The 25178-nt window shown below is 46.3% G+C and carries 21 protein-coding genes; 1 reads left to right on the top strand and 20 read right to left on the bottom strand.

Annotated features, from left to right (window positions below; genetic code table 11):
• Nucleotides 1–233 precede the first annotated feature (233 nt).
• Complete coding sequence (locus tag ACTHPA_RS09460; protein WP_440499933.1) at nt 234–2228, top strand: S-layer homology domain-containing protein; 1995 nt, start codon at nt 234–236, stop codon at nt 2226–2228.
• Nucleotides 2229–2308: 80 nt separating this feature from the next.
• On the opposite strand, the gene ACTHPA_RS09465 is transcribed toward ACTHPA_RS09460, so the two are convergent.
• The 20 genes from ACTHPA_RS09465 to ACTHPA_RS09560 form a co-directional block, all read right to left on the bottom strand.
• Nucleotides 2309–4573: an S-layer homology domain-containing protein gene (locus tag ACTHPA_RS09465; protein ID WP_440499935.1), complete on the bottom strand. Its 2265-nt coding sequence runs from the start codon at nt 4571–4573 to the stop codon at nt 2309–2311.
• Between the two features lie 314 nt (nt 4574–4887).
• Nucleotides 4888–5838 carry a hypothetical protein gene (locus tag ACTHPA_RS09470; protein ID WP_440499937.1) on the bottom strand — a complete coding sequence of 317 codons (951 nt, stop codon included), beginning with the start codon at nt 5836–5838 and terminating at the stop codon, nt 4888–4890.
• A 204-nt stretch (nt 5839–6042) separates the two neighbouring features.
• Nucleotides 6043–6627 carry a 3-isopropylmalate dehydratase small subunit gene (leuD, locus tag ACTHPA_RS09475; RefSeq protein ID WP_440499938.1) on the bottom strand — a complete coding sequence of 195 codons (585 nt, stop codon included), beginning with the start codon at nt 6625–6627 and terminating at the stop codon, nt 6043–6045.
• Nucleotides 6628–6676: 49 nt separating this feature from the next.
• The gene (leuC, locus tag ACTHPA_RS09480) at nt 6677–8086 is read right to left on the bottom strand and encodes a 3-isopropylmalate dehydratase large subunit (RefSeq protein WP_440499939.1); all 1410 of its coding nucleotides are present in this window, start codon (nt 8084–8086) and stop codon (nt 6677–6679) included.
• A 43-nt stretch (nt 8087–8129) separates the two neighbouring features.
• Nucleotides 8130–9230: a 3-isopropylmalate dehydrogenase gene (gene leuB, locus ACTHPA_RS09485; protein WP_440499941.1), complete on the bottom strand. Its 1101-nt coding sequence runs from the start codon at nt 9228–9230 to the stop codon at nt 8130–8132.
• A 66-nt stretch (nt 9231–9296) separates the two neighbouring features.
• On the bottom strand, nt 9297–10841 hold the full coding sequence (locus ACTHPA_RS09490; RefSeq protein WP_440499942.1) for a 2-isopropylmalate synthase: 1545 nt from the start codon (nt 10839–10841) through the stop codon (nt 9297–9299).
• Complete coding sequence (gene ilvC, locus ACTHPA_RS09495) at nt 10828–11862, bottom strand: ketol-acid reductoisomerase (RefSeq protein WP_440499943.1); 1035 nt, start codon at nt 11860–11862, stop codon at nt 10828–10830. The genes ACTHPA_RS09490 and ilvC overlap by 14 nt, the downstream gene beginning before the upstream one ends.
• 32 nt (nt 11863–11894) lie before the next feature.
• On the bottom strand, nt 11895–12410 hold the full coding sequence (gene ilvN, locus ACTHPA_RS09500; RefSeq protein WP_440499944.1) for an acetolactate synthase small subunit: 516 nt from the start codon (nt 12408–12410) through the stop codon (nt 11895–11897).
• The gene (gene ilvB / locus ACTHPA_RS09505) at nt 12407–14167 is read right to left on the bottom strand and encodes an acetolactate synthase large subunit (RefSeq protein ID WP_440499945.1); all 1761 of its coding nucleotides are present in this window, start codon (nt 14165–14167) and stop codon (nt 12407–12409) included. Before ilvB ends, ilvN begins: the two co-directional genes overlap by 4 nt.
• A gap of 339 nt (nt 14168–14506) precedes the next feature.
• Nucleotides 14507–16174, bottom strand: coding sequence for a dihydroxy-acid dehydratase (ilvD, locus tag ACTHPA_RS09510; RefSeq protein WP_440499947.1), 1668 nt, complete (start codon nt 16172–16174; stop codon nt 14507–14509).
• A 341-nt stretch (nt 16175–16515) separates the two neighbouring features.
• Complete coding sequence (locus ACTHPA_RS09515; protein WP_440499949.1) at nt 16516–17058, bottom strand: DL-endopeptidase inhibitor IseA family protein; 543 nt, start codon at nt 17056–17058, stop codon at nt 16516–16518.
• A gap of 72 nt (nt 17059–17130) precedes the next feature.
• Complete coding sequence (locus ACTHPA_RS09520) at nt 17131–18102, bottom strand: bile acid:sodium symporter family protein (RefSeq protein ID WP_440499950.1); 972 nt, start codon at nt 18100–18102, stop codon at nt 17131–17133.
• A gap of 66 nt (nt 18103–18168) precedes the next feature.
• Nucleotides 18169–18474 (bottom strand): Zn-ribbon domain-containing OB-fold protein, encoded by a 306-nt coding sequence (locus ACTHPA_RS09525; protein WP_440499951.1) that lies wholly within the window; start codon nt 18472–18474, stop codon nt 18169–18171.
• A gap of 4 nt (nt 18475–18478) precedes the next feature.
• The gene (locus tag ACTHPA_RS09530; RefSeq protein ID WP_440499952.1) at nt 18479–19612 is read right to left on the bottom strand and encodes a thiolase C-terminal domain-containing protein; all 1134 of its coding nucleotides are present in this window, start codon (nt 19610–19612) and stop codon (nt 18479–18481) included.
• Complete coding sequence (locus tag ACTHPA_RS09535) at nt 19609–21090, bottom strand: class I adenylate-forming enzyme family protein (protein ID WP_440499954.1); 1482 nt, start codon at nt 21088–21090, stop codon at nt 19609–19611. Before ACTHPA_RS09535 ends, ACTHPA_RS09530 begins: the two co-directional genes overlap by 4 nt.
• 5 nt (nt 21091–21095) lie before the next feature.
• Nucleotides 21096–21569, bottom strand: a complete 474-nt coding sequence (locus ACTHPA_RS09540) for a PPC domain-containing DNA-binding protein (RefSeq protein ID WP_440499955.1) — start codon at nt 21567–21569, stop codon at nt 21096–21098.
• Nucleotides 21562–22320 (bottom strand): SDR family NAD(P)-dependent oxidoreductase, encoded by a 759-nt coding sequence (locus ACTHPA_RS09545; protein WP_440499956.1) that lies wholly within the window; start codon nt 22318–22320, stop codon nt 21562–21564. The genes ACTHPA_RS09540 and ACTHPA_RS09545 overlap by 8 nt, the downstream gene beginning before the upstream one ends.
• A 12-nt stretch (nt 22321–22332) precedes the next feature.
• Nucleotides 22333–23655 (bottom strand): TRAP transporter large permease, encoded by a 1323-nt coding sequence (locus ACTHPA_RS09550; RefSeq protein ID WP_440499958.1) that lies wholly within the window; start codon nt 23653–23655, stop codon nt 22333–22335.
• Nucleotides 23652–24137 carry a TRAP transporter small permease gene (locus ACTHPA_RS09555; RefSeq protein ID WP_440499960.1) on the bottom strand — a complete coding sequence of 162 codons (486 nt, stop codon included), beginning with the start codon at nt 24135–24137 and terminating at the stop codon, nt 23652–23654. Before ACTHPA_RS09555 ends, ACTHPA_RS09550 begins: the two co-directional genes overlap by 4 nt.
• Nucleotides 24138–24157: 20 nt before the next feature.
• A complete protein-coding gene (locus ACTHPA_RS09560) occupies nt 24158–25177 on the bottom strand; it encodes a DctP family TRAP transporter solute-binding subunit (protein ID WP_440499961.1) in 1020 nt (339 codons plus the stop codon).
• Between the last annotated feature and the right edge of the window lies 1 nt (nt 25178).

Below are 25178 nucleotides of genomic sequence, written 5' to 3' on the forward strand. Positions count from 1 at the left end.
AATGGGCATGACCCTTAGTCATTATAGCATCTTATACGACGTTGCGGCTTACCGTTTAGTTGCATTTTCAAAAAAATCGACATGAACTTGCCAAAAACCCTCTCCTTTTCACTCCTAGCAAACTATCCGAACAATTCATTTCTAGTAAATCGGTAAATCTCACCAAATTACACCTTATTATTTCATAAAGAATCTGATATTATAATAGATGATGTACAAAAGGAGGTTTATCGGTGAAAAAAATAATAACTTTTGCCTTGATCATGCTACTAATGTTTGCTCCTCTATTCCAAAATCCGGTGGAAGCGAGCTCTGTCTCGGGACACCAAATGGAAACGGAGTTAAATTATTGGATCCAGAAAAATGTTATTCGGACAGACAGTAAATTCAATCCGAATAAAGCTGTCACTCGAGGCGAATTTGCTTCGTATCTCGCACGCGCTTTGGAATTGCCTGCATCTACGAAATATACGTTCAAAGATTTAAAAGCAGGTTCAGGTTTGACAATCGAAATCCAAAACGCGGCTGGAGCGGGTTTGCTTTCAGGCTATCCCGATGGAACGTTCAGACCGAATGATAAGATCACTCGTCAACAAATGGCGGGAATGATATATAAAGCATTCCGTTATATGGATCTTCCTATTCAAAAGACGAACTTCACATTCAAAGATACCCATAAGATTTCGCCTAACTTCCGCGAAGCTGTATCAGCGGCAGTGTACTTAGGCATTATCCGAGGAGATCATCAGAAGAACGGTGTTTATTTCAAACCGCAAGACAGCGCAACAATCGCCCATGCGGCAGCATTCCTTTTCAGAATGAATGCAGCGGCAGAGCTTTTGAAGCCGACTGAACCGACAGATCCTTCAGTGCCGGAGACGCCTGAAGTGGATCCGGAAATTTACAAAGTAAGCTCGATTTCTAATGGTCAAGTCGTCCCAACAATCGCATTGTACAAAACATATGAAGATGCATTGGCAGTCTACAATGCATCTTCATCCATTCGGGTCATCCAAAAAGGAAGCGATGTCATTAAAATGAAGGCGGGCCGTGCATTTGGCGCGCAAAACTCGAAGCAATACACATCCCTTTACAGTGATAAGACATTGCGGAATGAAGTGACGTATATTACGAAAGGCCGCGAGATGAAATACATCGGAAGCGGTGCTGATTATGCAATCGTTGAATTTGCGGGTTCTACATTCTACGCTAGGCATAATGAAGTTGACCTCGTCCCGACAGAACTTGTTACGGGCTATGATTTCTATGAAGTAATCAACGGCGTACTGACGCACTCAACCTATGATAATCTCAACAAGACGAGAGGCGTTTACAACGTCGGCCCTGCAGGACCTGGCATGGCAAACGGGAAGAAGTATACTAGTTTCGATGGCGTCCATTTCGCAGAAGTCGGATCGAAGAATGTCATCACCTATTACCCATATTTCCAATTCCAATCCGTAAGGCAGCCGACGTCCTATACAGCTGCCGAACTTGATTCGTACATCAATTGGGCGCTTGCAGACCGTCAAAGCACGGGCATCGCACGCTACAAAGATGCGACGGTCAAATCAAAGCTGATCGGCTTAGGGGATTATTTGAAATCAGTGGAAGAGACATATCGTGTCAACGCAATGTTCATCCTTGCTGCGGCAATCCATGAAAGTGATTACGGCATCAGTCCCAATGCACAGACGAAGAATAATATTTTCGGAATCAGAGTCTTTGATTCTTCCCCTGAAATGGGAGAAGTATATGCGACTCCTGAAAATAGTGTCAATGCGTTCATCCAACGCTATATGAACTTGAATTATGCGAATCCGCTTGGCGCCCATGCGAACGGCGCGGTACCGGGCAATAAAGCTGTCGGCATCAACGTGAGATACGCATCCGACCCGAACTGGGGCAGTAAAATCGCGGGCCATATGTGGAAAATGGATACATTCCTCGGCGGACGTGATTATAATCAGGTACAACTAGGCAGCATTAATTATACCGGCCCTGAAGGGGTCAATGTAAGAACGAGCCCTGAAGTCCGTTCTGACAACAAGTTATTTACTTACAAACCGAAAAATCCTGGCTTAAATGCGGCATTCGGCTATCCAGTCGTCATCGTCGAAGAAGTCGCGGGCAGCGACGGATATGTATGGTATAAAGTGTTAGCGGATATTAACCCTCCGTCCGATTATGGATGGATCCGCTCCGACCTAGTGAATAAAATCAACTAAAAAAAGTCCCGTACGATATTTTCATCGTACGGGACTTTCTATTTTTATTATGGTCAATCCAGCTTTGGTCGCCCTACGCTTTATAGTGCGTCCGTATGCTCAACACCTGCTGGCAATAATTCCGGCATGCCGATACGGTCGAGGCCTTCCTTAATTTTCGTTGTGTAACCTTTATTATTCTTATCCATATAGCCCGCCTTCGAGCGGATCAACTTTTCAAAGACCGCCGTTTTGGATGGATCGATATCGGACCACATTTCATATGAATGGATAAGATCTTCCAATGTCAAATGCACATAATCCTCTCCGACAAATGTATGGTCCGGCGAAATTTTGTACCAAATATCACCGTTCGGTCGAATCCATTTATTGGCATCCTTCTCAAGCGCGGATTGAATGCTTTCCGCTGTTTGCAAGTAGACAGGATCGCCAAGTTCCTTGTAAGCAAGCAACAGGATGTTCATTCCCCCAAGCAGATGGTTCATCGAGCTATGTGTCTTCACGTTTTGCTTCGCCGGGAAGTAATCTTGGATGTAAAACGAATTTGCATCGACTTTAATAATATTGCCTTTCCCTTTTTGCGATACGAGAAGGTTTGCATAATTTTTCAAGCCGACCGTATAGTCGTCATGTCCAAACGCCTTCCCTCCATTATAAAGGAATAAAGCGATCTGTTCGTTGAATCTTGTATCCACGAATGGAGCTGTAATGCCGAACAGATTTTTTAAGTATGTGCTCGTTACTTCGGTTTCCCAATACGTTCGGTCTCCACGGAAAATATCGAGGTTCGCGAATGAATTGTATAGTAAGCTTTCAAAGTAGCGCTCTTTCGTTTCATTATACATCGCCATCGTACGATCTTCTTTCACGAGCAGCAAGTTACGGCCATATCCTCTGCCTGATTTAGGCATCGGTTCAATAGTCGTCGCCATCTTATTGTACGGTCCGTTTGCTGTATACCATTTATTACGCTTCTTATAATAAGTAGCGGATTCAAGCATCCATCGATCCATACTTTGATGGCTGGAGAAGAGCAGCTCGTCGGAAACGAGAAGCCATTGATCGACAATATCATACCCGCTCGACTTCAACGTATAGACAGAAAGCTGTGTATCTCCAAGAAGGATGCCGCTGAAAGACTCGCTTTCATTCAACAACTCGCGCGTATGGCTGCTTGCGCCGTTCGGATACGTTTTTGTCAGCTCTTTTGAGCGGTATGCTTTACCGATCATCCGTTGCGCTTTGTCACCATTTTCTGTTGTTTTTTCAAATACGCCTGTCGGATACGTCGTCAGATCGAAACCAAAAGTGCCGTCTGTTTCTTTTTTAATCGGATAGCGGCTGTATTCCCGTAGTATTCCTTTTTCTACATTGCCTTCCGTCTGGATGACATCGATTGTAATCGGCATTCGTTGAGAATTTCTCAGTTCCGTGAAAATGAAATAGTCGCCGTTTTCGAGGAGACGTTTTGTTACATTAACTTCGGCTGGAGACAATCCGCCCACTTTATATGTGTAAGTTGTATCTGTTGAATGGGCGTGCTTTCTCGTTTTTTCACCAGCAAATTGTAAATAATAATTGGAACGAAGATATGTTTTATTTTCCCCTGAAATCGGTACTTCAACAAAATTTTGTTCATATCGGACCGTTTCATAGTTTCCAAGCGTTTGTGGCTTATTAAAGACGATCTCTTTGCTTTCTTCGATCTTTCCGGTTTCTACCATCGCACGATGAAGGAAAACGACATATGTTGCACGGTTTACCGCTGTTTTCGGATCGAATGTGCCATCTTCTTTTCCGGTCGTAATTCCGTGCTGTGCAAGGATTCTTACACCGTCTTTATGCGATGCGCTAATCCGGTTTTCGTCTTTAAAGTGGATTTCTTCGCCTGTATCTTGCAGGTCGAAGGCACGCACGATAACCGTCGCCATTTGTTCACGTGTCAAAGAATCAGCGACGCCGAATGTACCGTCCTCTTTTCCAAGGAATATCCCAGCCTTATATGTAGTCATCGCCCCTTTTAAATGGGAAGACTTGCTGCTGACGTCCTTGAAAACAGGTTCATACGGGGCTTCCGGTAATTGAAGCGCGCTTGACAGGAGATTCGCCGCCTGACCACGCGATACTTCAAGAGCCGGTCTGAACTGCTTGTCAGGATATCCATTAATAATGCCCATATCGACAAGCTGCGTCACTTCGTTTTTAGCCCAAAACTCATTATGTATGTCAGAAAAGTTTTGGTCGATCGTTATTGTATTCGCATCCGTTGGGCTGCATCCGAATAACAATAACGCTAAAGATAATACGCTCGTTAGCACGACCGTCGTCATTCTCTTTTTCGTCACTACTTTTTCACCCTCCTACTACATTCCTTATCGTAAATCTTGTCCTATCATACCATAAAATTCGACACAAAAACCCCCTAGATTTTAGGAGGTTGCTAGTTAGTTCTCTATGCGTTATGAGTTTTTCTGACTGTTTATGCGCATGTATAGGCGTTTATGAGCTTTTTTGGCGAATTATGCATTTTCAAATGCGTTTATGCTTCTTTCGATTCATTTATGCTTTTTTCGCGGTATTTATATTTATATTGCTGATTTTCTGCGTAATTATTCGAGTCATGTAAAACGTGCAAGCTGGTCAGCTTGCACGTTTCTTGTCATACAATGCTATATTTTCGTTCGGCCGCTTGTTGATTTAACCTGTCTCGCAAAGCATCGAAGGTTGTTTGCGTATGTGACTGCTCTTTTTTCGCAAACATCTCCATCGCAAGATTTTGTGTGCTGAACTGGCGTGCAAATTGCTCCACTTTCACTGCAGTCGCTTCGGCAAGTGCAGTTGAAGCTTGCTCCACAACTCCAGCAGTTTCCACTTGATTATTTTCTTTTACTTCTTCAATAACTACTTGTTCGACCGGCTTCGCGTTAAATGAAGAAGATGCAACATTTCGCTCATAAGCGCCTTTATTAATGGAGGCTGCAATTTTTGCGATGTCCGGTCTATATTCTTTCACAGCTTCTAATGCAAAGTTCATTTCGTCTGGATGATCCGCGAAATAAGGGTTTTCATACCAGTATTTATCTTCAAAACGTCCTTGTGACGCAGCAAGTGCATTATTGTAAGGTGAGTTAAACCAAGCACTCGATGGCTTCGGAATGCCATGCGCTTCTGCCAATGCCGGGTCTTGAGCGAATGCAATAACGTGCGGCACTTCTCCCGGAGCGTTTTTGAAATCGGCAATTAGCTCTTTCATGTGCGCTTGCCGTTTTGCAATTTCCTCCTTATCGCCTGATTGGATCGCTTCTTTTAACGAACGGTTTTGCACATCGATGAGATTGCCGTAATAGAGCTTATTTTGCTTCATGACTCCGCCGACGTTGTCATACCAGGCAGGATGCTGTTTTGCTTGGAAGTTATGGTAGTCCGACCAATCATTTGTACGCACTGCCTCTAGGATTAGGGAATTCCGTCCTTGGTTCACAGCCGCTAGCGGATTGATGGCGGCAGCTTCCTTGCCCCACACTTTTCTCCACCCGTCGCCTGACGTGCTATTCGTATCCCGGACTTGCATCGAGAAGGATTGTCGATCATTTAATACAGAAACAAACACATGCCCACCCCTTGTTAAATTAGTATATATGTCATAGTCATTTATCTGCATGTTTTTATCCATTGTACACTATTTCGACAGTAGTAGACAGAGAATGTAATAGATTAGATGTCGAAAATGAGAACTATTTTTAAAACTTATTACGAGAATAAAGAACTTCATTCAAAAATCCACCTCCCGCAGTGATGGAAGGTGGATTTGTAATTATGCATGCTGTTTTTCGTATTCGGAGATATGTTCTTCGTATTGGAATGTCAATGCGATTTCATCCCAACCATTCAATAGCATTTGTTTATAGTAAGGGTCGATATCAAATGAATATGTTTTGCCGTCCTCGCCTTTTACCGTCTGCTGTTCTAGATTGATTTCCAACGAATACGAATCTGATTGGCCTTTTGACAACAGCTCTTCGACTTCCTCAACGCGTAGACGAATCGGCAAGATGCCGTTCTTAAAGCAATTGTTATGGAAAATATCCGCGAATGACGGTGCGATGACGACTTCGAATCCATAGTCAAGGATTGCCCATGGCGCGTGCTCCCGGGAGGAACCGCAGCCGAAATTATCGTGCGCGACGAGTATTTTCGAGTCTTTGAAACGGTCGTCGTTCAAGACGAATTCCCTGTTTTCTGTGCCGTCGGCTTGGAAACGCCAATGATAGAAAAGGTATTTTCCGAAGCCGGTCCGTTCAATCCGTTTCAGAAATTCCTTCGATATGATTTGGTCTGTATCTACATTTTTTCGATCGAGCGGGGTCATGACGCTGCGCACTTCATTAATCGGTTTCATGGAATCATCCTTTCTTCATCCAGCTATGGGCGCTAGCTGCTTTTGTTTATTAGACGTGGGCCAATTTCATTTCCCGAACATCTGTGAAACGTCCCGAAATCGCTGCCGCCGCCGCCATTGCAGGGCTCATTAGATGAGTGCGGGAGCCAGCGCCTTGTCTGCCTTCGAAATTTCGGTTCGATGTCGATGCACATCTTTCGCCTGCTGGAACGACATCATCGTTCATTGCGAGGCACATGCTGCAACCAGATTCGCGCCATTCGAATCCTGATTCTATGAAGATTTTATCCAAACCTTCCTCTTCCGCCTGCCGTTTCACCGTGCGTGAACCTGGAACGACGATTGCTGTCACATTCGGATGCACCTTCTGTCCCGTAATGACTTCCGCAGCAGCCCGTAAATCGCTTAATCGGGCGTTCGTGCAGGAACCGATGAAGACGTGTTGGATTTCTATCGAAGAGAGCGGTGTTCCCTCTTCAAGCCCCATATAAGCGAGCGCTTTTTTCAGTGCTTCTTTATCGGATTCATTGTCAAAATCATCAGCTGACGGGACATGCGCGCTTATGCCTGAACCCATAGAAGGATTCGTGCCCCACGTAACGAATGGCTCGATTTCATCTGCATCGATTTCAAGAACTGTATCGTATACTGCTCCTTCATCAGTTGCCAAAGATAGCCATTGCTCGGCTGCCTTTTCAAACGCTTCTCCTTCAGGGACATGACGACGTCCCCTCAAATATTCGATTGTCGTCTCGTCCGGGCTGATCAAACCGGCTTTCGCCCCTGCTTCAATTGACATATTGCAAATGGTCATGCGTTCCTCCATCGTCATGGAGCGGATTGCTTCGCCTGTATACTCGGCGATATGTCCTGTTCCGACGTCAATGCCGAATTTCGAGATGATCGCAAGGATGACGTCTTTTGCAGTGACACCAAAGCCAAGCTTTCCATTGATCCGTATTTCCATCGTTTTTGGTTTTGATTGCCACAACGTCTGTGTCGAAAGGACGTGTTCAACTTCGCTCGTGCCGATTCCGAAGGCGATGGCTCCGAATGCACCGTGCGTCGAAGTATGGCTATCTCCGCAAACAATCGTCTTCCCGGGCTGCGTCAAACCGAGCTCTGGGCCAATAATATGGACGATTCCCTGATCCGGATGCTCCATGTCCGCAAGTGCAATGCCAAACTCCTCACAGTTTTTCTCCAATGTCGTAATTTGCTTTTTAGCAATCGGATCGTTGATTGTCGGCAAGTTCCGAGTTGGAACGTTATGGTCCATTGTCGCGAAGCAGAGGTCTGGACGGCGCACTTTCCGCCCTGCCAGCCGCAAGCCTTCAAACGCTTGCGGAGAAGTCACTTCATGCAATAAATGAAGGTCGATATATAATAGGTCAGGTTTCCCCTGTTCTTCGTATACAACGTGTTGATCCCAAATTTTTTCGATGATCGTCTTCGGCATTTGAGCATCTCCTTTCTCATTCATTTTGCTTTTCTTATATACATTACACGTAGGAAAACATGATGCTATTTGAGACGAACTGCAGATCAAGCTCGTTAATCACTTTATCCGTCCATTCTGTTGTTGAAAGGGCACGGTCTGAGTCTCCCGCTAGGTCAATCGTAAAATGACCATCCTCGAACACTGTGTCGACTGCTTTTTCAATCGCTGCCGCTTCCGTTTCCATTCCGAATGAATACCGCAACATCATTGCGGCTGATAATATGGCTGCTGCCGGATTCGCAACCCCTTTGCCGGCAACATCTGGCGCCGAACCATGGACCGGTTCATAAAGACCGAACCCATCCGAGCGAACACTTGCGGATGGAAGCAGGCCAAGCGATCCGGTAATGACGGAAGCCTCATCGCTCAAAATGTCGCCAAACATATTTTCAGTAACGACAACATCAAAGGCTTTCGGGTTCGTAATCAACTTCATGGCAGCCGAGTCGACGAGTTGATGCTCTACTTCGACATCCGGATAGCCTTTCCGCTTCTCTTCAACGACTTCGCGCCAAAGCTTGCTAGACTCCAATACATTCGCCTTGTCGACGGATGTAACCTTTCCTCGTCTTAATCGTGCGAGCTCAAATGCCTTTTCAACGATGCGTTCGATTTCTTCACGTGTATAGACGAGCGTATCGACTGCGGATGTTTCTGTTTTGCGGCTCGGTTTGCCGAAGTAGATGCCGCCCGTCAATTCACGGACGATCATCATATCGACTTCTTGAACGATTTCCTCTTTGAGCGGAGAAGCTTGGAGCAAGGAAGGGACTGCTTTTACCGGTCTTAAGTTCGCAAATAGGTCGAAATGCTTCCTAATGGCGAGCAATCCTTTTTCAGGACGCAATTCCGAAGGGTTGTTATCCCATTTAGGACCACCGACTGCCCCTAAGAGTACTGCATCACTTGATTCACAGAGTTCTACTGTCTCCTTCGGAAGCGGATTATTGAATGAATCAATAGCCGCTCCTCCGATTGAACCGTAATTAAATTGGAATGTGTGGTTGAATCGTCTTGCAACCACTTCAAGAACACGCACAGCCGCCGACGTCACTTCTGGTCCAATTCCATCGCCCTGTAGTACAGCTACTCTTTTTTCCATTGAACTTCTCCTCCTTGTTGTCATTCCCGTTTGCATAATCTTCCGACTCAATGATGTATAAAATCGTTATTGACTGACTGTTTCCAACACTTTCACTTGATCTTTCACTAATTTCCTATTAATCGCGTTCAAGTATGCTTTTGCCGATGCTTCCAGGACGTCTTGGGAGATGTCGCGCCCAGTGAATGTTTCGCCGTTGAAACGCAAATTGACGACGGCTTCCCCTAGAGCATCTCGCCCTTTGCCGATAGAAGTTACGCGGTAATCCAGTATGTTGACTTGCCCTTTCACGAGCAGCTCGAGTGCATTGAAGATTGCTTCGACGGAGCCTGCGCCTGTTGTTGCAACAACGACGTTCTCCCCGGAAGGGATATTCGCTGAAATGGTCGCTGTTGGAACGTTGGAAGTTCCGTATTGCACTTGCACATTTGTCAGTTCATAAATGTCCGCATCAGCGTTCGCAATTTGCTTTCCTGTGAAGAGAACAAATAGATCGTCTTCGGTAATTTCCTTTTTGCGATCTGCGAGCTTCTTGAACTCCGCGAAAGCTTCATTCAATTGTGCGTCGCTTAACTCGAATCCCATCGTGATGGCGCGATCCTTGAATGCGTGGCGTCCGGAGTGCTTTCCAAGTGCTAGAGGAGCTGTCGTTTCACCGATCAGTTCCGGAGTGATGATTTCATATGTTTCCCGGTTTTTCAGCATGCCGTCTTGGTGGATGCCTGATTCGTGTGCGAACGCGTTCTTTCCGACGACCGCCTTATTCGGCTGGATGACGACGCCTGTCAATTGGCTGACCAATTGGCTTGTGCGTTTGATTTCCTGTAAATTGACGCCTGTTTCAAATCCATAAATATCTTTGCGGATATGGAGGGCGACTGCAATTTCTTCGAGCGCTGCATTTCCAGCCCGTTCACCGATCCCGTTAATCGTGCCTTCGACTTGATCGGCACCATTTTCAATCGCTGCGATGGAGTTTGCGACAGCCATTCCTAGATCGTTATGGCAATGTGCAGATAGCTTTACGCGCTCAATGCCCGTCACATTCTCCTTTAAGAATTTGAATAGAGCACCGTATTCTTGCGGCGTTGCATAACCGACCGTGTCAGGGATATTAATCGTTGTCGCACCGGCTTTGATTACATCATTGATGATCCGGACGAGGAATGCAGGGTCGGAACGGAATGCGTCTTCTGCTGACCATTGAACGAGAGGAAAGAATTTTTTTGCGTATTTTACGGCCTCCACTGCAATATCCACGACTTGGTCAGGCGTCTTCATCAATTTATGCTTCATATGGATCGGAGAAGTTGCCAAAAACACGTGGAGATGTGGTTGCTGTCCGCCTTTCAGCGCTTCCCATGATGTATCGATATCACTTTTCATGGCGCGGGCAAGGCCAGTCACTGTCGAATTCTTTACTGTATTTGCAATGCGCTGCACTGCTTCGAAATCACCAGGTGAGGAAGCAGGGAATCCTGCTTCGATCACCGTAGCGCCAAAACGTTCTAGTTGGCGGGCAATTTCCATCTTTTCTGCCGTGTTCAGATTAATGCCGGCTGATTGTTCACCATCACGAAGTGTCGTATCAAAGATGTCAATTTTTCGCACTACCCACCACTTCCTCCTGTTTTGTTTTCTTGCCACTATTTACGAACGGCATCATCTCACGTAGCTTTTCTCCAACTACTTCGATTTGGTGCTTCGCTTCCGACTCCTCATACGAATTGTAATTTGGACGTCCGTTTTCGTTTTCAGCAATCCAGCCTTCCGCGAATTTCCCTTCTTGGATATCCGTCAGAATGTCTTTCATGCGAGCTTTCGTGTCCGCATCAACGACACGAGGTCCCGATACGTAATCGCCCCATTCAGCAGTGTCGGAAATCGAATAGCGCATTCCGGACATGCCGCCTTCATACATGAGGTCAACGATCAGTTTCAGTTCGTGCATCGTTTCGAAATAGGCAAGTTCAGGCTGATAACCTGCTTCCACCAATGTCTCGAAACCTGCCTTGACGAGTGAAGTCAATCCGCCGCAAAGCACCGCCTGCTCGCCGAATAGATCCGTCTCTGTTTCTTCTTTGAATGAAGTTTCAAGTACGCCAGCACGCGCAGCGCCGATTCCTTTTGCGTAAGCAAGCGCTACATCTTTCGCTTGGCCTGAAACGTCTTGGAATACTGCGAATAGTGCCGGTACGCCAGCGCCTGCTTCATAAGTTCTGCGGACGAGATGTCCTGGTCCTTTTGGCGCTACGAGGAATACGTCAACGTCTGCTGGTGGCACGATTTGTCCGAAGTGGACGTTGAATCCGTGTGCGAACACGAGTGATTTGCCTGCTTTTAATGCTGGTTTGATTTCTTCGTCATACACTTGCTTTTGTCTTTCGTCTGGAAGCAAGATCATGATGATGTCTGCTTGTTCTGCCGCTTCGGCAACTGTTTTTACATTAAGTCCGTCTTCTTTTGCTTGATCAAAAGATTTACCTGGGCGGACGCCGACAACTACGTTATGTCCTGATTCTTTCAAGTTTTGTGCATGTGCGTGCCCTTGTGAGCCGTAGCCGATAACCGCGATCGTTTTTCCTTGTAGTAGTCCTTCATTGATATCCTGGTTGTAATACATTTTAGCCATTGTTAGTTCCTCCTCGATTTTGGGTTTATCTATTATTTTAAAATGGATAACTGTGGTGAGTTGACCTTTTGGATTTCACGGGTGAATGCCGTTGCTCCGGTCCTAGCTAATTCTTTGATGCCATAAGGCTTGACGAGATCGATGAATGCCTCGATCTTTTCCGGTGCGCCGGTCACTTGGTAGGTGACGACGTTTTTCCCTGAGTCGATGACCGTTGCGCGGAACGGTTCGACGATGCTGTTAATTTCACTGCGCGCATGCGGCGGTGAGACGACTTTTACAAGTGCGAGTTCCCGCATGACGATCGCTTTATCAGTAATGTCATTCACTTTGATGACATCAATCTGCTTTTGCAGCTGCTTGACGAGCTGTTCGATTTTCTGTTCATCCTCCACATGGACGATGAACGTCATTTTCGACATGCCCGGCTGTTCGGAATGACCGACGGTGATGCTTTCGATATTGAATTGCCGTTTCATTAGCAATCCTGTCACCCGGTTCAATACTCCGCTTTGATTAATGACTGTAACCGTAATGACTCTTTTCATTTGCTCTTCACTCCGATCATATCTTGTAGTCCTTTTCCTGGCGCTACCATCGGATAGACGTTCTCCAACATTTTTACTCGGCAATCGATCAGCACCGGTTCATCTGATAGGAGGGCTTCCCGGAAGATCTGTTCAGCGTCCTCTTTTTTCGTAATGCGGTACCCTTTCAAGTCATACGCTTCCGCTAGCTTGACGAAGTCCGGCTGGACGGGAATCAATGACTGCGAGTAGCGTTCGTCGTAGAATGTCTCTTGCCATTGGCGCACCATTCCGAGCGCTCCGTTGTTCAAAATCACGACTTTTACCGGGATCCTCATCTCTTGTAAAAGAGATAGTTCTTGTGCTGTCATTTGGAATCCGCCATCGCCGACGATTGCGACGACCCGTTCATTCGGCTTCGCGATTTGCGCTCCGATTGCTGCAGGAAATCCGAAGCCCATTGTTCCGAGACCGCCTGACGTAACCCAATGATCGGGATTGTTCAATGAATAATATTGAGCCGCCCACATTTGGTGCTGTCCGACATCCGTCGTGACGATTGCATCGCCCTTCGTTATGCGATGGATCATTTGGATGGCTTCTTGCGGCAAGATTTCATGCTCATCGGTGTTGTACCATAACGGCGCCTCTTCTTGTAAGCCGCTCAAGTATGATAGCCAATCTGCAGTGTCCGGTGCTTCGAATTCCTGGTTGAGCAATGCTTTCAATGCTTCTTTCGAATCCGCCACAATCGGGATGTCTGTCGGTACGTTCTTTCCGATTTCCGCAGGGTCGATGTCGACGTGTATCACTTTTGCATGCGGTGCGAATGATTTCAGATTGCCAGTCAACCGATCGTCGAATCGAGCGCCGACATTGATCAGCACGTCGCATTCGCTAATCGCTATGTTTGCCGTGTATGTTCCATGCATGCCTGCCATGCCAAGGAAGTATTCATGATCTCCTGCAATGCTGCCAAGACCAAGCAATGTGTTCGTTACTGGAATCCGTTTCGTTTCAACCAATGTTTTCAGTTCTTCCATCGCCTGGCCGTGCAGTACGCCCGCACCAGCGAGGATAAGCGGTTTCCGTGCAAAGCGGATCGCTTCTGCCGCCTTTTGTATTTGCAAGTAATTCGGAGTAGTCGTCGGTTGGTATCCTGGCAGATTCACCTCGGCATTGCGCTCCTCCTCCGTGACGAAAATTTCTGTAGCCACGTTTTTCGGAATGTCGACGACAACTGGGCCGCGTCTGCCTGTTGAAGCGATATGGAATGCCTCTTTGATGATCCGCGGGAGATCCTTGACGTCCTGCACTTGGTAGTTATGTTTTGTAATTGGCTGCGTAATGCCGATGACATCTGCCTCTTGGAATGCATCCGTCCCGATGACGGTGCTAGCCACCTGCCCCGTGAAAACAACGAGCGGCAATGAATCCATCATCGCATCCGTAATTCCTGTCACCAAATTTGTCGCGCCAGGTCCAGATGTCGCAATGACAACGCCCGGTTTGCCGGATACTCGCGCATAGCCTTCCGCAGCATGGATGGCTCCCTGTTCATGACGGGCAAGCACGTGTGGAATCGGATCCTTGTATAATGCATCGTAAATTGGTAGGACAGCTCCTCCGGGGTAGCCGAAAATAACTTCGACACCTTGGTCTTTTAACCCTTGAATCAAGACAGCAGAACCATCCATCGGTTGAATATTCCGTCTTTCACCTGTAGACTCAGGCGCCATTTCCATTACTGCCTGCTTCGTTTGAACTTCCGCACTCATATACGGACTCCTCCTTACTTTTCTATTTGATTATTTTATTTAAAAAGAAAAAGCCTTTTCTCCCCACACAAAGAAACCTTGTTCTTCGTATAAGGGATGAAAAAGCTTTTCATGGTACCACCCTTGTTCGCAGCATCCGCCGCCTCGTGAATGGCCGTTAAATAACAACCATTCGCTGATAACGAGCCTGCTGTTAACAAGCCCGGGACTGCCTACTAAGTTTCCTTTTCAGCACTCCACTCCGGGGTGATATCGTGGATAGTTGCATTGCCGGCTTCCAGCACGACCGGCTCTCTGTGAATGCAAGAATCTATCCCCTTTTGCCCCATCATCGAATTATTATATCTTCATGACGCCGCCTGTACTTGCGGACGTAACGAGTTTGGAATATCTGGCTAAATAGCCTTTTTTAATTTTCGGTTCAAATGGCTGCAGCTTCGCTTTACGCTCCGCCAGCACTTCTTCTGTAACTTTCAGCTCGATTGTGCGGTTCGTTAAATCGATGTCTATAATATCTCCATCTTCGACTAACGCGATTGGACCCCCTTCAGCTGCTTCCGGAGAAATATGGCCGATGGAAATTCCTCGGGATGCACCGGAGAAACGGCCATCTGTAATGAGCGCCACTTTCGTTCCTAAACCTCTTCCTTGAATGGCCGACGTTGGAGCTAGCATTTCCGGCATTCCCGGCCCACCTTTCGGACCTTCATATCGGATGACGACGACATGCCCTTCACGGACAGTACCGTTGTCGATGTTTTCCTGCGCAGCCTCTTGGGAATCAAAGACGATCGCTTCACCAGTGAATTGCTTGATGGATGGATCAACTGCTCCAACTTTGATGACTCCGCCGTCTGGAGCGATATTTCCAAATAGGACAGACAAGCCGCCTACCGGACTGTATGGATTATCTTTCGTCCGGATGACTTGATCGTTTGTAATATGATAGTCCTTGACATCTTCCCTCATCGTTTTCCCAGTAATGGTGATTCGATCTGGATGGATGGCTCCGGGTATTTTTGTAAGCTCATTGATGATGGCACTGACTCCGCCTGCTTTAAAAATATCATCCATTGATATATCAGATGCCGGCATGATTTTCGCTAAATACGGAACCCGTTCGGCAACTTTGTTAATATCTTGGACGCTATATTCGATTTCCGCTTCGTGTGCAATCGCCAATGTATGTAAAACTGTATTGGTCGATCCACCCATCGCCATATCGAGTGCAAAAGCATCATCGATCGCTTCTTTCGTGACGATATCCCGTGGTTTAACTCCCTCTTTCACCATGCGGACCAAGTGCTTTGCCGCATCTTTGATGAGTTTATGACGCTCATCGGAAGTGGCGACGATTGTTCCATTGCCCGGAAGCGCTAATCCTAGCATCTCCATGAGACAGTTCATAGAGTTCGCAGTAAACATTCCCGAACACGATCCACAAGTCGGACATGCATTGTTTTCAATGTCGAGAAGCTCTTCCGCTGTCATCTTGCCGGATTTGTATGCGCCGACCCCTTCGAATACAGAAGTTAAGGAGAGAGGAGCACCTGATGACGAGACACCGGCTTCCATCGGTCCGCCGGAGACGAATACAGAAGGAACATTCGTCCGGACTGCCGCCATTAGCATGCCTGGCGTAATCTTGTCACAGTTTGGAATGTAGAACACTCCATCGAACCAGTGTGCATTAATGACCGTTTCGGCAGAATCGGCAATCAGTTCGCGGCTCGGCAACGAGTAACGCATTCCGATATGCCCCATCGCGATTCCATCATCTACACCAATCGTGTTGAATTCGAACGGAACTCCTCCTGCTTCCCAAATTGCCTCTTTAACAATTTCAGCAAATTTATTCAAATGTTTATGGCCTGGAATAATATCAATATATGAATTACAGACGCCGATGAAAGGTTTCTCCAAATCTTTCGTTTTGACGCCAGTCGCATAAAGCAGACTTCTATGTGGCGCACGGTCGATCCCTTTTTTAATCATGTCACTTCTCATTGCAATCTCTCCTAATCAAATCATCCAAGACCTTACGAACTGAATGAATTATGTGAAATGAATCACATATCTAAATAGATTGTTGCTATCATATATCGGATTTTTGCTCCCGTCAACAGTCTTTTTATAATTATTGTTCAATTATGAATTATGATTAATTTTGTATCCGCTTACATTAGCGATATATTGCATATTGAAGGAAATATGACAATTTGAAAATATTTTTTATTTCGTTGTTGACTAGAATGGTTAATGAGTAAAATTTGGAGTAATGGAAGAAGATCGTTTGGTGGAATGGCGATTTTCAGTAAGATTTTTGATGGAATAAAAGAGACTGCTATTCATTCATTAAATTTATCGATGCGCCAGCCAGATTTTTTCACATAGACGTAGCTGACAATCATTTTTTCAGCGGTTCGGGTGTCGCCGATTGGGATTGTAATTTCTAATATCATCTTTCTTTTCTTCGACTTCAGCTCCCTAGCCGTTGCAATATCCCATAGCAGCAATGAGTCGGCTGGCGCCTCGGTTTCTGGTGACGCCAACTTCCCTTCATGTTTCAAAACGCCGTTTTCTTTCAAGAACCGCTTCGCTTTCTTCTTCGTCACGAATTGCTGCAACTCTGCTCTCAATTTTTTCTTGGTATCCAAGTAGGACGCCAAATAACGATATTCCGAACCTTTGTAGGCAAATGTCTTATATTCACCTTCCTTGTATAATCCACCGGCCTTAATAATCGCTTCTGCTCCTGTCCATGCGGTTGCCAGTTCGACAGCGTCCTTCGGGGTTAAGGCAGATTGACCGACTGCTGATTTCCCTCCGCAAGACGCCATGATGAGCAATAGTAAAATGACTGCCACAACGTTCATTATCCTTTTTTTCAACATGCAACCCCCTGATAGCTAATACTTTAACGTATGAACTATCAAGGGGCTGCATACTCCGTCGTGCTGAATTCATTTACTCATAACTACAGATTCAGTCTTCGGCAATTTAAATTTGTTATCAAATAGACTTGCGACGAGCGCTCCAACAGTCAGATTGACGACCATATTGGCGACGGCCGGCACGGCGGCGAGTGAGCTGACATGCTCCATTGCGAGTGTCGCCGCAAGCGCAGTATTGCATATGCCCGTATGGAACAGAATAGCGCGCGCATTCTGCTCAGCGACCTTCAATAACTTCGCAATGAAATAGCCGCCGGCCATCGGAATGCACACTTGGAGCACAACTGCTACGAACACCAATGGCAATACTGATAAATTTTGTTGCAATGATTGCTGTGCACTAGAAATGACTGACAAGATAACGATAAATAAAGCGAGCTGGGAGAGGACCGATGTATATGGTTTGACGGCTTCTACCTTTTTTGTCCACTTCCATTGAATGAACAATCCAGCCAATAATGGAATGAACACAATGTAAATGATATTGAGGAACAATGGCCAAAATGCGATCGGTATTAACTTCCCCGCAAACACTTGAACGAGAGTCGGTGTCAAGACCGGCGAGATAAATGTATCCATCGTTGCCATTGTTATACTCAATGCCACTTCGCCACCTGCGATAAATGTGTAAATGTTGGCGGACGTACCACTTGGAACGGTCCCCGCCAAAATGACGCCTGTCGCAATTTCCGCTTCATCTTTAAAGAACAGATAAGCGATCGCTATCGATACACCGACTGTCATCGTCCACTTGAGGAAGACGCCGATAAAGGCGAATTTCGGATTTTTAATGACCGCCATTAGTTTATCTGTCGACAAAGACAGTCCCATCAGAAGAAAGATCGTTCCGAGCCCAACACCTGTCAAACCGCGGATCAGGATAAAGAAATCAGGGACCAAGTATGCGATTACAGATAGAAGGACAATCCATACAGGCAAATATTTCGATACGATTCCTGTCGCCACTTGCAAAGCTTTCAACGGATTCTCTCCTTTATAAAAAGACATGTGCCTAAAATCGACCAAGCCGATTTCAAGCACAAGCCCTCATATTTTCGTATATAAATAAGCGCCATTCTCGACCTTTTCCAAGTCGACATTATCACCGATCTGCACGGGGCTATCCATTCTGGCAGTCACTTTCACATCGGCCTCGTCGAGCTGAATGAGAGCGATCGTGTAAGGAGCGATGCCAGCAAATTCCGCCGGAGCGATATGAATATCCGTAAAGCTGAAAACAGTTCCTTTCGGAGATACTTCCTTCTCTTCAAGCTTGCCGGTTCTGCATTCGGGGCATGTATATTTCGACGAGACACTTCCGTAATTGCATGAATTGCATTTGAATATCTTCATATCATCACATCCTCTCCAAAATATGCACAGTTGAATACGAACCAGTACCGCCCAAGTTTTGCGCCAATGCAAGCCTCGCTCCATCTACTTGGTTCGGAGCCGTACCTCGAAGCTGCCTCACAAGGTGATAAATTTGGGCGATTCCTGTCGCCCCAATTGGATGACCGCGCGACAGCAATCCACCGCTCGTATTGACCGGTTTATCCCCTGTCGATTTTGTCCGTCCCTCTTCAACCGCCTTCCATCCTTCGCGGCTTTTGAAGAAGCCCAATTCCTCGATTGCGAGCACTTCCGTCATTGAAAAGCAATCATGGATTTCAACGACATCGATATCTTCCGGCCCGACACCTGCTTTTTCATAAGCGAGGCGTCCCGATTCCCGGATGGCGGGAATCGATAGTAGATCAGCCGCATCCTGCATTTGCGTCGGTCCCGAGCTCTGTGCGGATGAACGGATATGAACGTCCGATTTCTTCTTCGAGATGACGAGCGCTGCTGCACCATCCGTCATCGGCGAGCAGTCGAATAGGCCTAATGGATTCGTGATGATTCGTGCGTTCATGATTTCATCAAGCGTCGCCGGCTTTTGGAATTGCGCAAGCGGATTATTTAGCGCATGCTCACGATTCTTCAACGCAACCATCGCTAAATGTTTTTTCGAAGCACCGGTTTCGTAGAAATAACGGTTTGCCAAGACACCAAAAAATCCTGGGAACGTCAACCCCGCCTGCTTTTCATTTGAATCATTGTCCATCGCGGCATTAATCGCCTGTGTGACATCAGATGTTGATGCGTGTTTCATCTTCTCCACACCTGCCACTAGGACAGTTTCATATTCCCCGCTCAAAATCCCCATGATTCCTTGCCGCAAAGCAATCCCGCCTGAAGCGCAAGCCCCTTCGACTTTCGCTGTCGGAATGAAACCTAGACCAAGTTCATTAGCGACGATGGCACCGAGGATCTCTTGATTGTAAATGGCACCCCCCATGAAATTACCGACGAATACAGCATCGACTTTCGGGTTGCCCGCATCCTCCAACGCTTGGATGCAAGCTTCCAAGAGCATTTCCTTCATTGAACGGTCGACGAACGTCCCGAATTGAGTCATCCCGATACCGTGGACATATACATTTGTCATGCCTTTACCTCCTCATGCTTGTTTCGGAGTTCCCGTTTCAGGATTTTTCCGTATGAGCTCTTAGGCAATTCATTCACGATATGGATTTCCTTTGGCTTTTTGAAGCTTGCCATGTTTTCGATACATAAGGCAACAAGTTCCTCTTCTGTTACTTCCTCGGTTCCATTCAATACGACATACGCGACGACATTCTCGCCCCATTTCTCATCGGGAACGCCGATGACACAAGTCTCCTTCACGCCGGCATGCAAATTGAGAACCTCTTCCACTTCACGCGGATAAATATTAACGCCTCCTGAAATGATGACGTCTTTTTTCCGATCGACAATATGGAGATATCCTTCTGCACTTTTCCAACCTAAATCGCCTGTATGGAGCCAACCGTCCTTCAATGTTTCTTCGGTCGCCTTCGTATTATTCCAATAGCCCTGCATGACGAGGGACCCTTTGCAAATAATCTCGCCCACTTCTCCGTCTGCGACTTCATTCCCTTCGTCATCGACGATTTTCACGTCGACGAAAAGTCCTGTACGGCCACACGACTCAAGCCTCTTCCCCATTTCATTCTTCGGCATCATCGTAATGCACATCGGCGCTTCTACTTGCCCGTATGTTTGGGCAAAAATCGGACCGGCGAGTGATAATGCCTGTTCAAGTTTACTCGCTGCAATTGCCGATCCTGCCATATTGATTGTTTTCAATGTCGATAACTTTGTCGGATTGAAATTCGGATGCTGAATCATTAAGTTCACCATCGTTGGCACAAGGAAAATCGTCGATACCTGTTCTCGAGCCAAGTCATTGACGAACTCTTCAGGTTCGAATTTATCGAATACGACTTGTGTCAAGCCATACAGCCAGGCGACATGCGATAAAAAGTTGCTTCCGTGCGTCAATGGAGCAACATGCCCAATTATATCGTCGTAGGTCGTATCGCAAGCGATTGCTAGCGATAAAGCGCCGGATATCATATTGCGGTGTGACAGCATGACGCCTTTCGGATTGCCAGTCGTTCCCGATGTATACATAATCGCAAACAGATCGTCTTCTCCGACTTCCTCCAAATGACTTCTTCCGATATGCGCATCGACCGCTTTTTCGTATTCCTCACCGATTGGCAATACAGCGACACCCGTCCCGATTGGTTCAATTAATCCTTTATCGCCGATAATGAGACTTACATCGGCATCCTTCAGCATATATTCATGCTCTTTCGGATGAAGACGATAATTCAATGGGACTTTAATGACTCCTGCAAGCGCTGTCGCAACATCAAGTTCAATATGTTCGAGACGATTCGCCATTAAAATTCCGACTCGATCTCCTTTTTTCAACCCCTGCTCATGGAAAAATGACGTTAGGGCAAAAACCCGTTTCATCATTTCCCGGTATGTAATTGACCGGTCTTTATCTTTTATTGCCACCTTGTCAGGATAGGCGGCGGCTGATTTCATTGCCAACTTCCCCAATGTTTCCATGTGCCTCACTCCTTCTCCCTAAATTGAAAAACAGGAATGCCGTAAATTTCATCCAATCCCCGTTGCATCCGTATGTCATTCAATGGAAATAGTACGAACTCGATCGTGACAGCGACCGGATTCTTTCCGTCAATAAAATGCCCGCCGTTTAAGCTCTTATTGCAATCGACAAACATGCCATGAAAATGGACTTCCATTTCCCCTTCCATATCAAGACCGACAAAACCTGTACCAGACAACAGTTCTACAGGTGTATCGGTTACAACTTCTGATGAGTATTGCAAACTTCCATCTTCATTTTGATCCAGCTGGACATATGTCGCGTGCTGAAGAGATCCAAGGCATTGAAACTGAGCCGCTTCCACCCCGAACTCCTTACAAGCACCTATGATGCCTTCAAATAGATCTATTCCTTTCATTAAACGCCCGGCAATCCGATTAGATGTCTTATCATGTACAGCTCGAATTCGCTTATCCAAAGCTATAGCCCCCATCCACCTTTAAAACTTGTCCGGTCGTGTAGCCGGATTCCGGCAATGCGAAGTATAGGACCGCTTCCGCGATATCTGCGGGCGATCCCATCCGTTTGATCACTTGCTGACTGACATCATAAGGAATCCCCGAAGTAATCCCCGTCTCAGTTGCTCCCGGTGCCACGGAATTGCACGTAATATTGAGAGGACCTAATTCTTTTGCAGTCCATTTCGTCAAGGCAATAACTGCCCCTTTCGATGCAGCATAAGCTGGCCCGGAACGGCCATTCGCACCATCGCCGGAAGTGACTCCGCCGTTTATCCCAGAAACAGAACTGATATTGATGATTCTTCCATATTGCTGTTCAACCATATGCGGATATACGACCGCCTGGATGAACAGAAATGCGGCTTTGACATTCGTGTCCATGTCACGGTCCCAAGTATCTAGCGTCATCGTGTCAATGCCCAATCTTCCGCAAGTCCCCGCATTGTTCACTAAAATATGCAGTTCTCCGAACAAATCCGAAGACCGTGCCACTGCCGCTTTTACAAATTCCGGGTCGCGGATATCTCCTAGACATTCCAAAACTTTCGAGTCTGGGCTTTCCGATTGGATGGAATCTGCCGTTTTGCTGCAAGGATTCAAATCGATCAGGACGATATTTGCACCTTCTCTTGCAAGACGGATGGCGGATTCGGCACCGATGCCGCTCGCCGCTCCCGTAATGATTGCTGTCTGCCCCTTAAGTTTCATGCCAAACTCCCCCTATTTGACGTTTAACAGATCTGGTAAAAATGTCGATATTTGCGGTATAAACGTTATGAGCATTAGAATGATGAGCGAAGCGACGATAAAAGGAAGTACCCCAATCGATAGCCTTCCGATCGATGTATCTGATATGCCTGCCGCGACGAACAGATTCAACCCTACTGGCGGTGTGAATAAACCGATCGCCAAGTTGACGGTCATGAATACGCCGAAAACGGTCGGATCTACGTTCAATAGAAGCATAATCGGCAATAAAATCGGAACGAAAATATAGTAGGCCGAAATCGCATCGATGAACATCCCTGCAATCAACAGCAAGACGTTGACGAGCAACAGGATGATGATCGGATTTTCCGAAATACTAAGCATTGCATCAGATATTTGTCTCGCAATCTGCTCCGTCGTAATGATATACGCATAGACAGACGCCGCACTGACGATGAACATAACTGTCGCAGTCTGAACGGAAGCCGCCACTAAAATGTCATAGAGCTTTTTCAAATTCAGTTCACGATAGATGACGAAGCCGACGAAAAGACCGTAAAACACTGCGACGACCGCAGCTTCTGTCGGTGTGAAGTAGCCGCCATAAATCCCACCTAAAATGATGACGGGAATCAATAATCCCCAAAGTGCATCGACAAACGCCTTTACTCGCTCTTTGCCGGTAGCTTTCTGATTTAGGACAATTCCTTGAATAGGACCTTCTTTGCGCTCTTGCTTCCATCTGACATACATCGCTGCAAAGATGAAAGCGCCGCCTAGCAATAACCCCGGGACGATACCAGCGATAAATAGGCGTCCGATCGAAACCGGAATCTGATCCCCCGCAACGACAGCAAACACGATGAAGGCGATACTTGGAGGAATAATGATGCCGATTGCGCCCGAGCTTGCAATTAGGCCGCCCGCAGTTTCCTTTTTATAACCGTTCTTCACCATGGCTGGAATTAGGATTCCTCCGATTGCGGCGACTGTCGCCGGACCTGATCCAGAGATCGCTGCAAAGAAGATTGCGGTCATAACGGTAACGAAGACGATACCGCTTTTTCGATGTCCTACTAATGCTTGCGCAAAATCTATCAACCTTTTTGAAATGCCCGCCTGCTCCATAATGACCCCCGCCAAAATGAAAAACGGGATAGCAAGCAACGTAAACTTGGACACGCTTGAATACATAATATCTGCAACCAGTTCAAGGCCGAACATCCCGCTGCCTGTAAACAGCACAGCAATGGACGAAATAGCAAGCGCAACAGCAATCGGCAGCCGCAGCATTACGAGCAAGAAAAAGAGACCAAATAAAATTAATGCCATCATACCGATTGCTCCCCTTTCCTATTTTGCTCGCGATATTCTTTGATTGTCGCTTGCACTGTCCTGAATAGGCACAAAGCCGCCCCAATCGGCATTGCCATTGAGAACACCCATTGCGGCCATCCAAGTGCCGGTGTTTTCTGTCCCATTTCAATCTGGAACATTAGCATTTGGATTCCAAAATAAATAAGAATGACAAATAACAGCGACATCAACACGCCAACAAGAATCGTAATGATATTTTTAACAACAATATTCGCCAGATCATAAATAAGCGTAAAGCCAAGGTGTGCGTATTGACGCACACCTATGGCTGTCCCGACGAAAGTGAGTGCTACAAACAAGTTCACTGTAACTTCCTCAGCAAAGGAGAACGAGTGGCCTAGAAGACCCCTCGAAACGATATTGACAAAGGCGATGGTGGACATAATGGACAAAACGATTACAACAATCCACTCTTCTAATCTGCTAATCACTCTTTCCATTTATGTTCTCCCCCACTTAATTAATAATCTTGGAACGCCTTCAGCAAATCTTCGCCCCAGATATCTGTATATTTTTCGTAAAGCGGCTGAACTGCTGCCTTAAATTCTTCCATTTCAGCGTCTGTAGGCTGATAGAATTGCATGCCGGCTGCTTTTAATTCTTCAATTTGCTTCGCTTCTTTTTCACGTGCAAGCTCGACTTGGTACGCCGCGGCTTCTTTCCCTAACTTTTTGAACAGTTCTTGGTCTTCCTTGCTCATTGAGTCGAAAAGCTTTTTATTAATACCAAACACTAATGGGTCATAGGAATAGTTCCACTCCGTCAAATAATCTTGTACTTCATTCAACTTGGATGAATGGATGACGTCGATCGGATTTTCTTGTCCATTGATTGTTCCTTGCTGTAATGATGTGAATACTTCAGAGAAAGCCATTGTCGTCGGGTCAGCACCTAATGCGCGATACAAATCGGTGTACATGTTAATGCCCGGGATGCGAATTTTCATACCCTTCATATCTGCAGGCGATTTGATTTCCTGCTTGCTGTTCGTCAGTTGGCGGAAGCCGTTTTCTCCGAAACCAAGCAATTCAACGCCTTTTTCATTCAAGATGTCACCGATCATTTCTCCGCCTTTTCCAGCAAATACCTTATCCGCTTGCGCATGTTCGCTGAAAAGGAATGGAGCACTTGCTACCCCAAATCGATCATCCAAAATGGAATAGATGATTGTGGAGTGGACGCTTAGATCTGTTTGCCCTTTTGCGAGCAACTCGACGCCTTTCCCTTGGTCGCCGCCTGATAATTGCTCATTCGGGAACACATCGATATTGATCCTGCCGTCCGTCTCGTCCCTTAAGTCATTGGCAAGCTTCTCTGCAGCTTGGTACCATGTTGAAGAGTCATTTACTGTTACAGACATTTTCAAATTGTATTTTTTATCACTTGCTGCACTGCCCGTATCATCTTTTGAACATGCACCGAGCATGAGCATTGCCGTTAGACCGATTGCCCCTAAAATTCTACCTTTTTTTAACTTCATT

This window comes from Sporosarcina sp. SAFN-015, assembly GCF_051966875.1.
Classification (GTDB): domain Bacteria; phylum Bacillota; class Bacilli; order Bacillales_A; family Planococcaceae; genus Sporosarcina.

Bases quoted from the DNA above. Each gene is read 5' to 3' on its own strand.
- leuD (WP_440499938.1), bottom strand. From the start codon at position 6,627: ATGAAACCGATTAATGAAGTGCGCAGCGTCATGACCCCGCTCGATCGA.
- ACTHPA_RS09545 (WP_440499956.1), bottom strand. From the start codon at position 22,320: ATGAAACTTAAGGGGCAGACAGCAATCATTACGGGAGCGGCGAGCGGC.
- ilvC (WP_440499943.1), bottom strand. From the start codon at position 11,862: ATGGCTAAAATGTATTACAACCAGGATATCAATGAAGGACTACTACAA.
- ilvD (WP_440499947.1), bottom strand. From the start codon at position 16,174: ATGAGAAGTGACATGATTAAAAAAGGGATCGACCGTGCGCCACATAGA.
- ACTHPA_RS09550 (WP_440499958.1), bottom strand. From the start codon at position 23,655: ATGATGGCATTAATTTTATTTGGTCTCTTTTTCTTGCTCGTAATGCTG.
- ACTHPA_RS09525 (WP_440499951.1), bottom strand. From the start codon at position 18,474: ATGAAGATATTCAAATGCAATTCATGCAATTACGGAAGTGTCTCGTCG.
- leuB (WP_440499941.1), bottom strand. From the start codon at position 9,230: ATGGAAAAAAGAGTAGCTGTACTACAGGGCGATGGAATTGGACCAGAA.
- ilvN (WP_440499944.1), bottom strand. From the start codon at position 12,410: ATGAAAAGAGTCATTACGGTTACAGTCATTAATCAAAGCGGAGTATTG.
- ACTHPA_RS09535 (WP_440499954.1), bottom strand. From the start codon at position 21,090: ATGGAAACATTGGGGAAGTTGGCAATGAAATCAGCCGCCGCCTATCCT.
- ACTHPA_RS09530 (WP_440499952.1), bottom strand. From the start codon at position 19,612: ATGACAAATGTATATGTCCACGGTATCGGGATGACTCAATTCGGGACG.
- leuC (WP_440499939.1), bottom strand. From the start codon at position 8,086: ATGCCGAAGACGATCATCGAAAAAATTTGGGATCAACACGTTGTATAC.
- ACTHPA_RS09555 (WP_440499960.1), bottom strand. From the start codon at position 24,137: ATGGAAAGAGTGATTAGCAGATTAGAAGAGTGGATTGTTGTAATCGTT.
- ACTHPA_RS09560 (WP_440499961.1), bottom strand. From the start codon at position 25,177: ATGAAGTTAAAAAAAGGTAGAATTTTAGGGGCAATCGGTCTAACGGCA.
- ilvB (WP_440499945.1), bottom strand. From the start codon at position 14,167: ATGAGTGCGGAAGTTCAAACGAAGCAGGCAGTAATGGAAATGGCGCCT.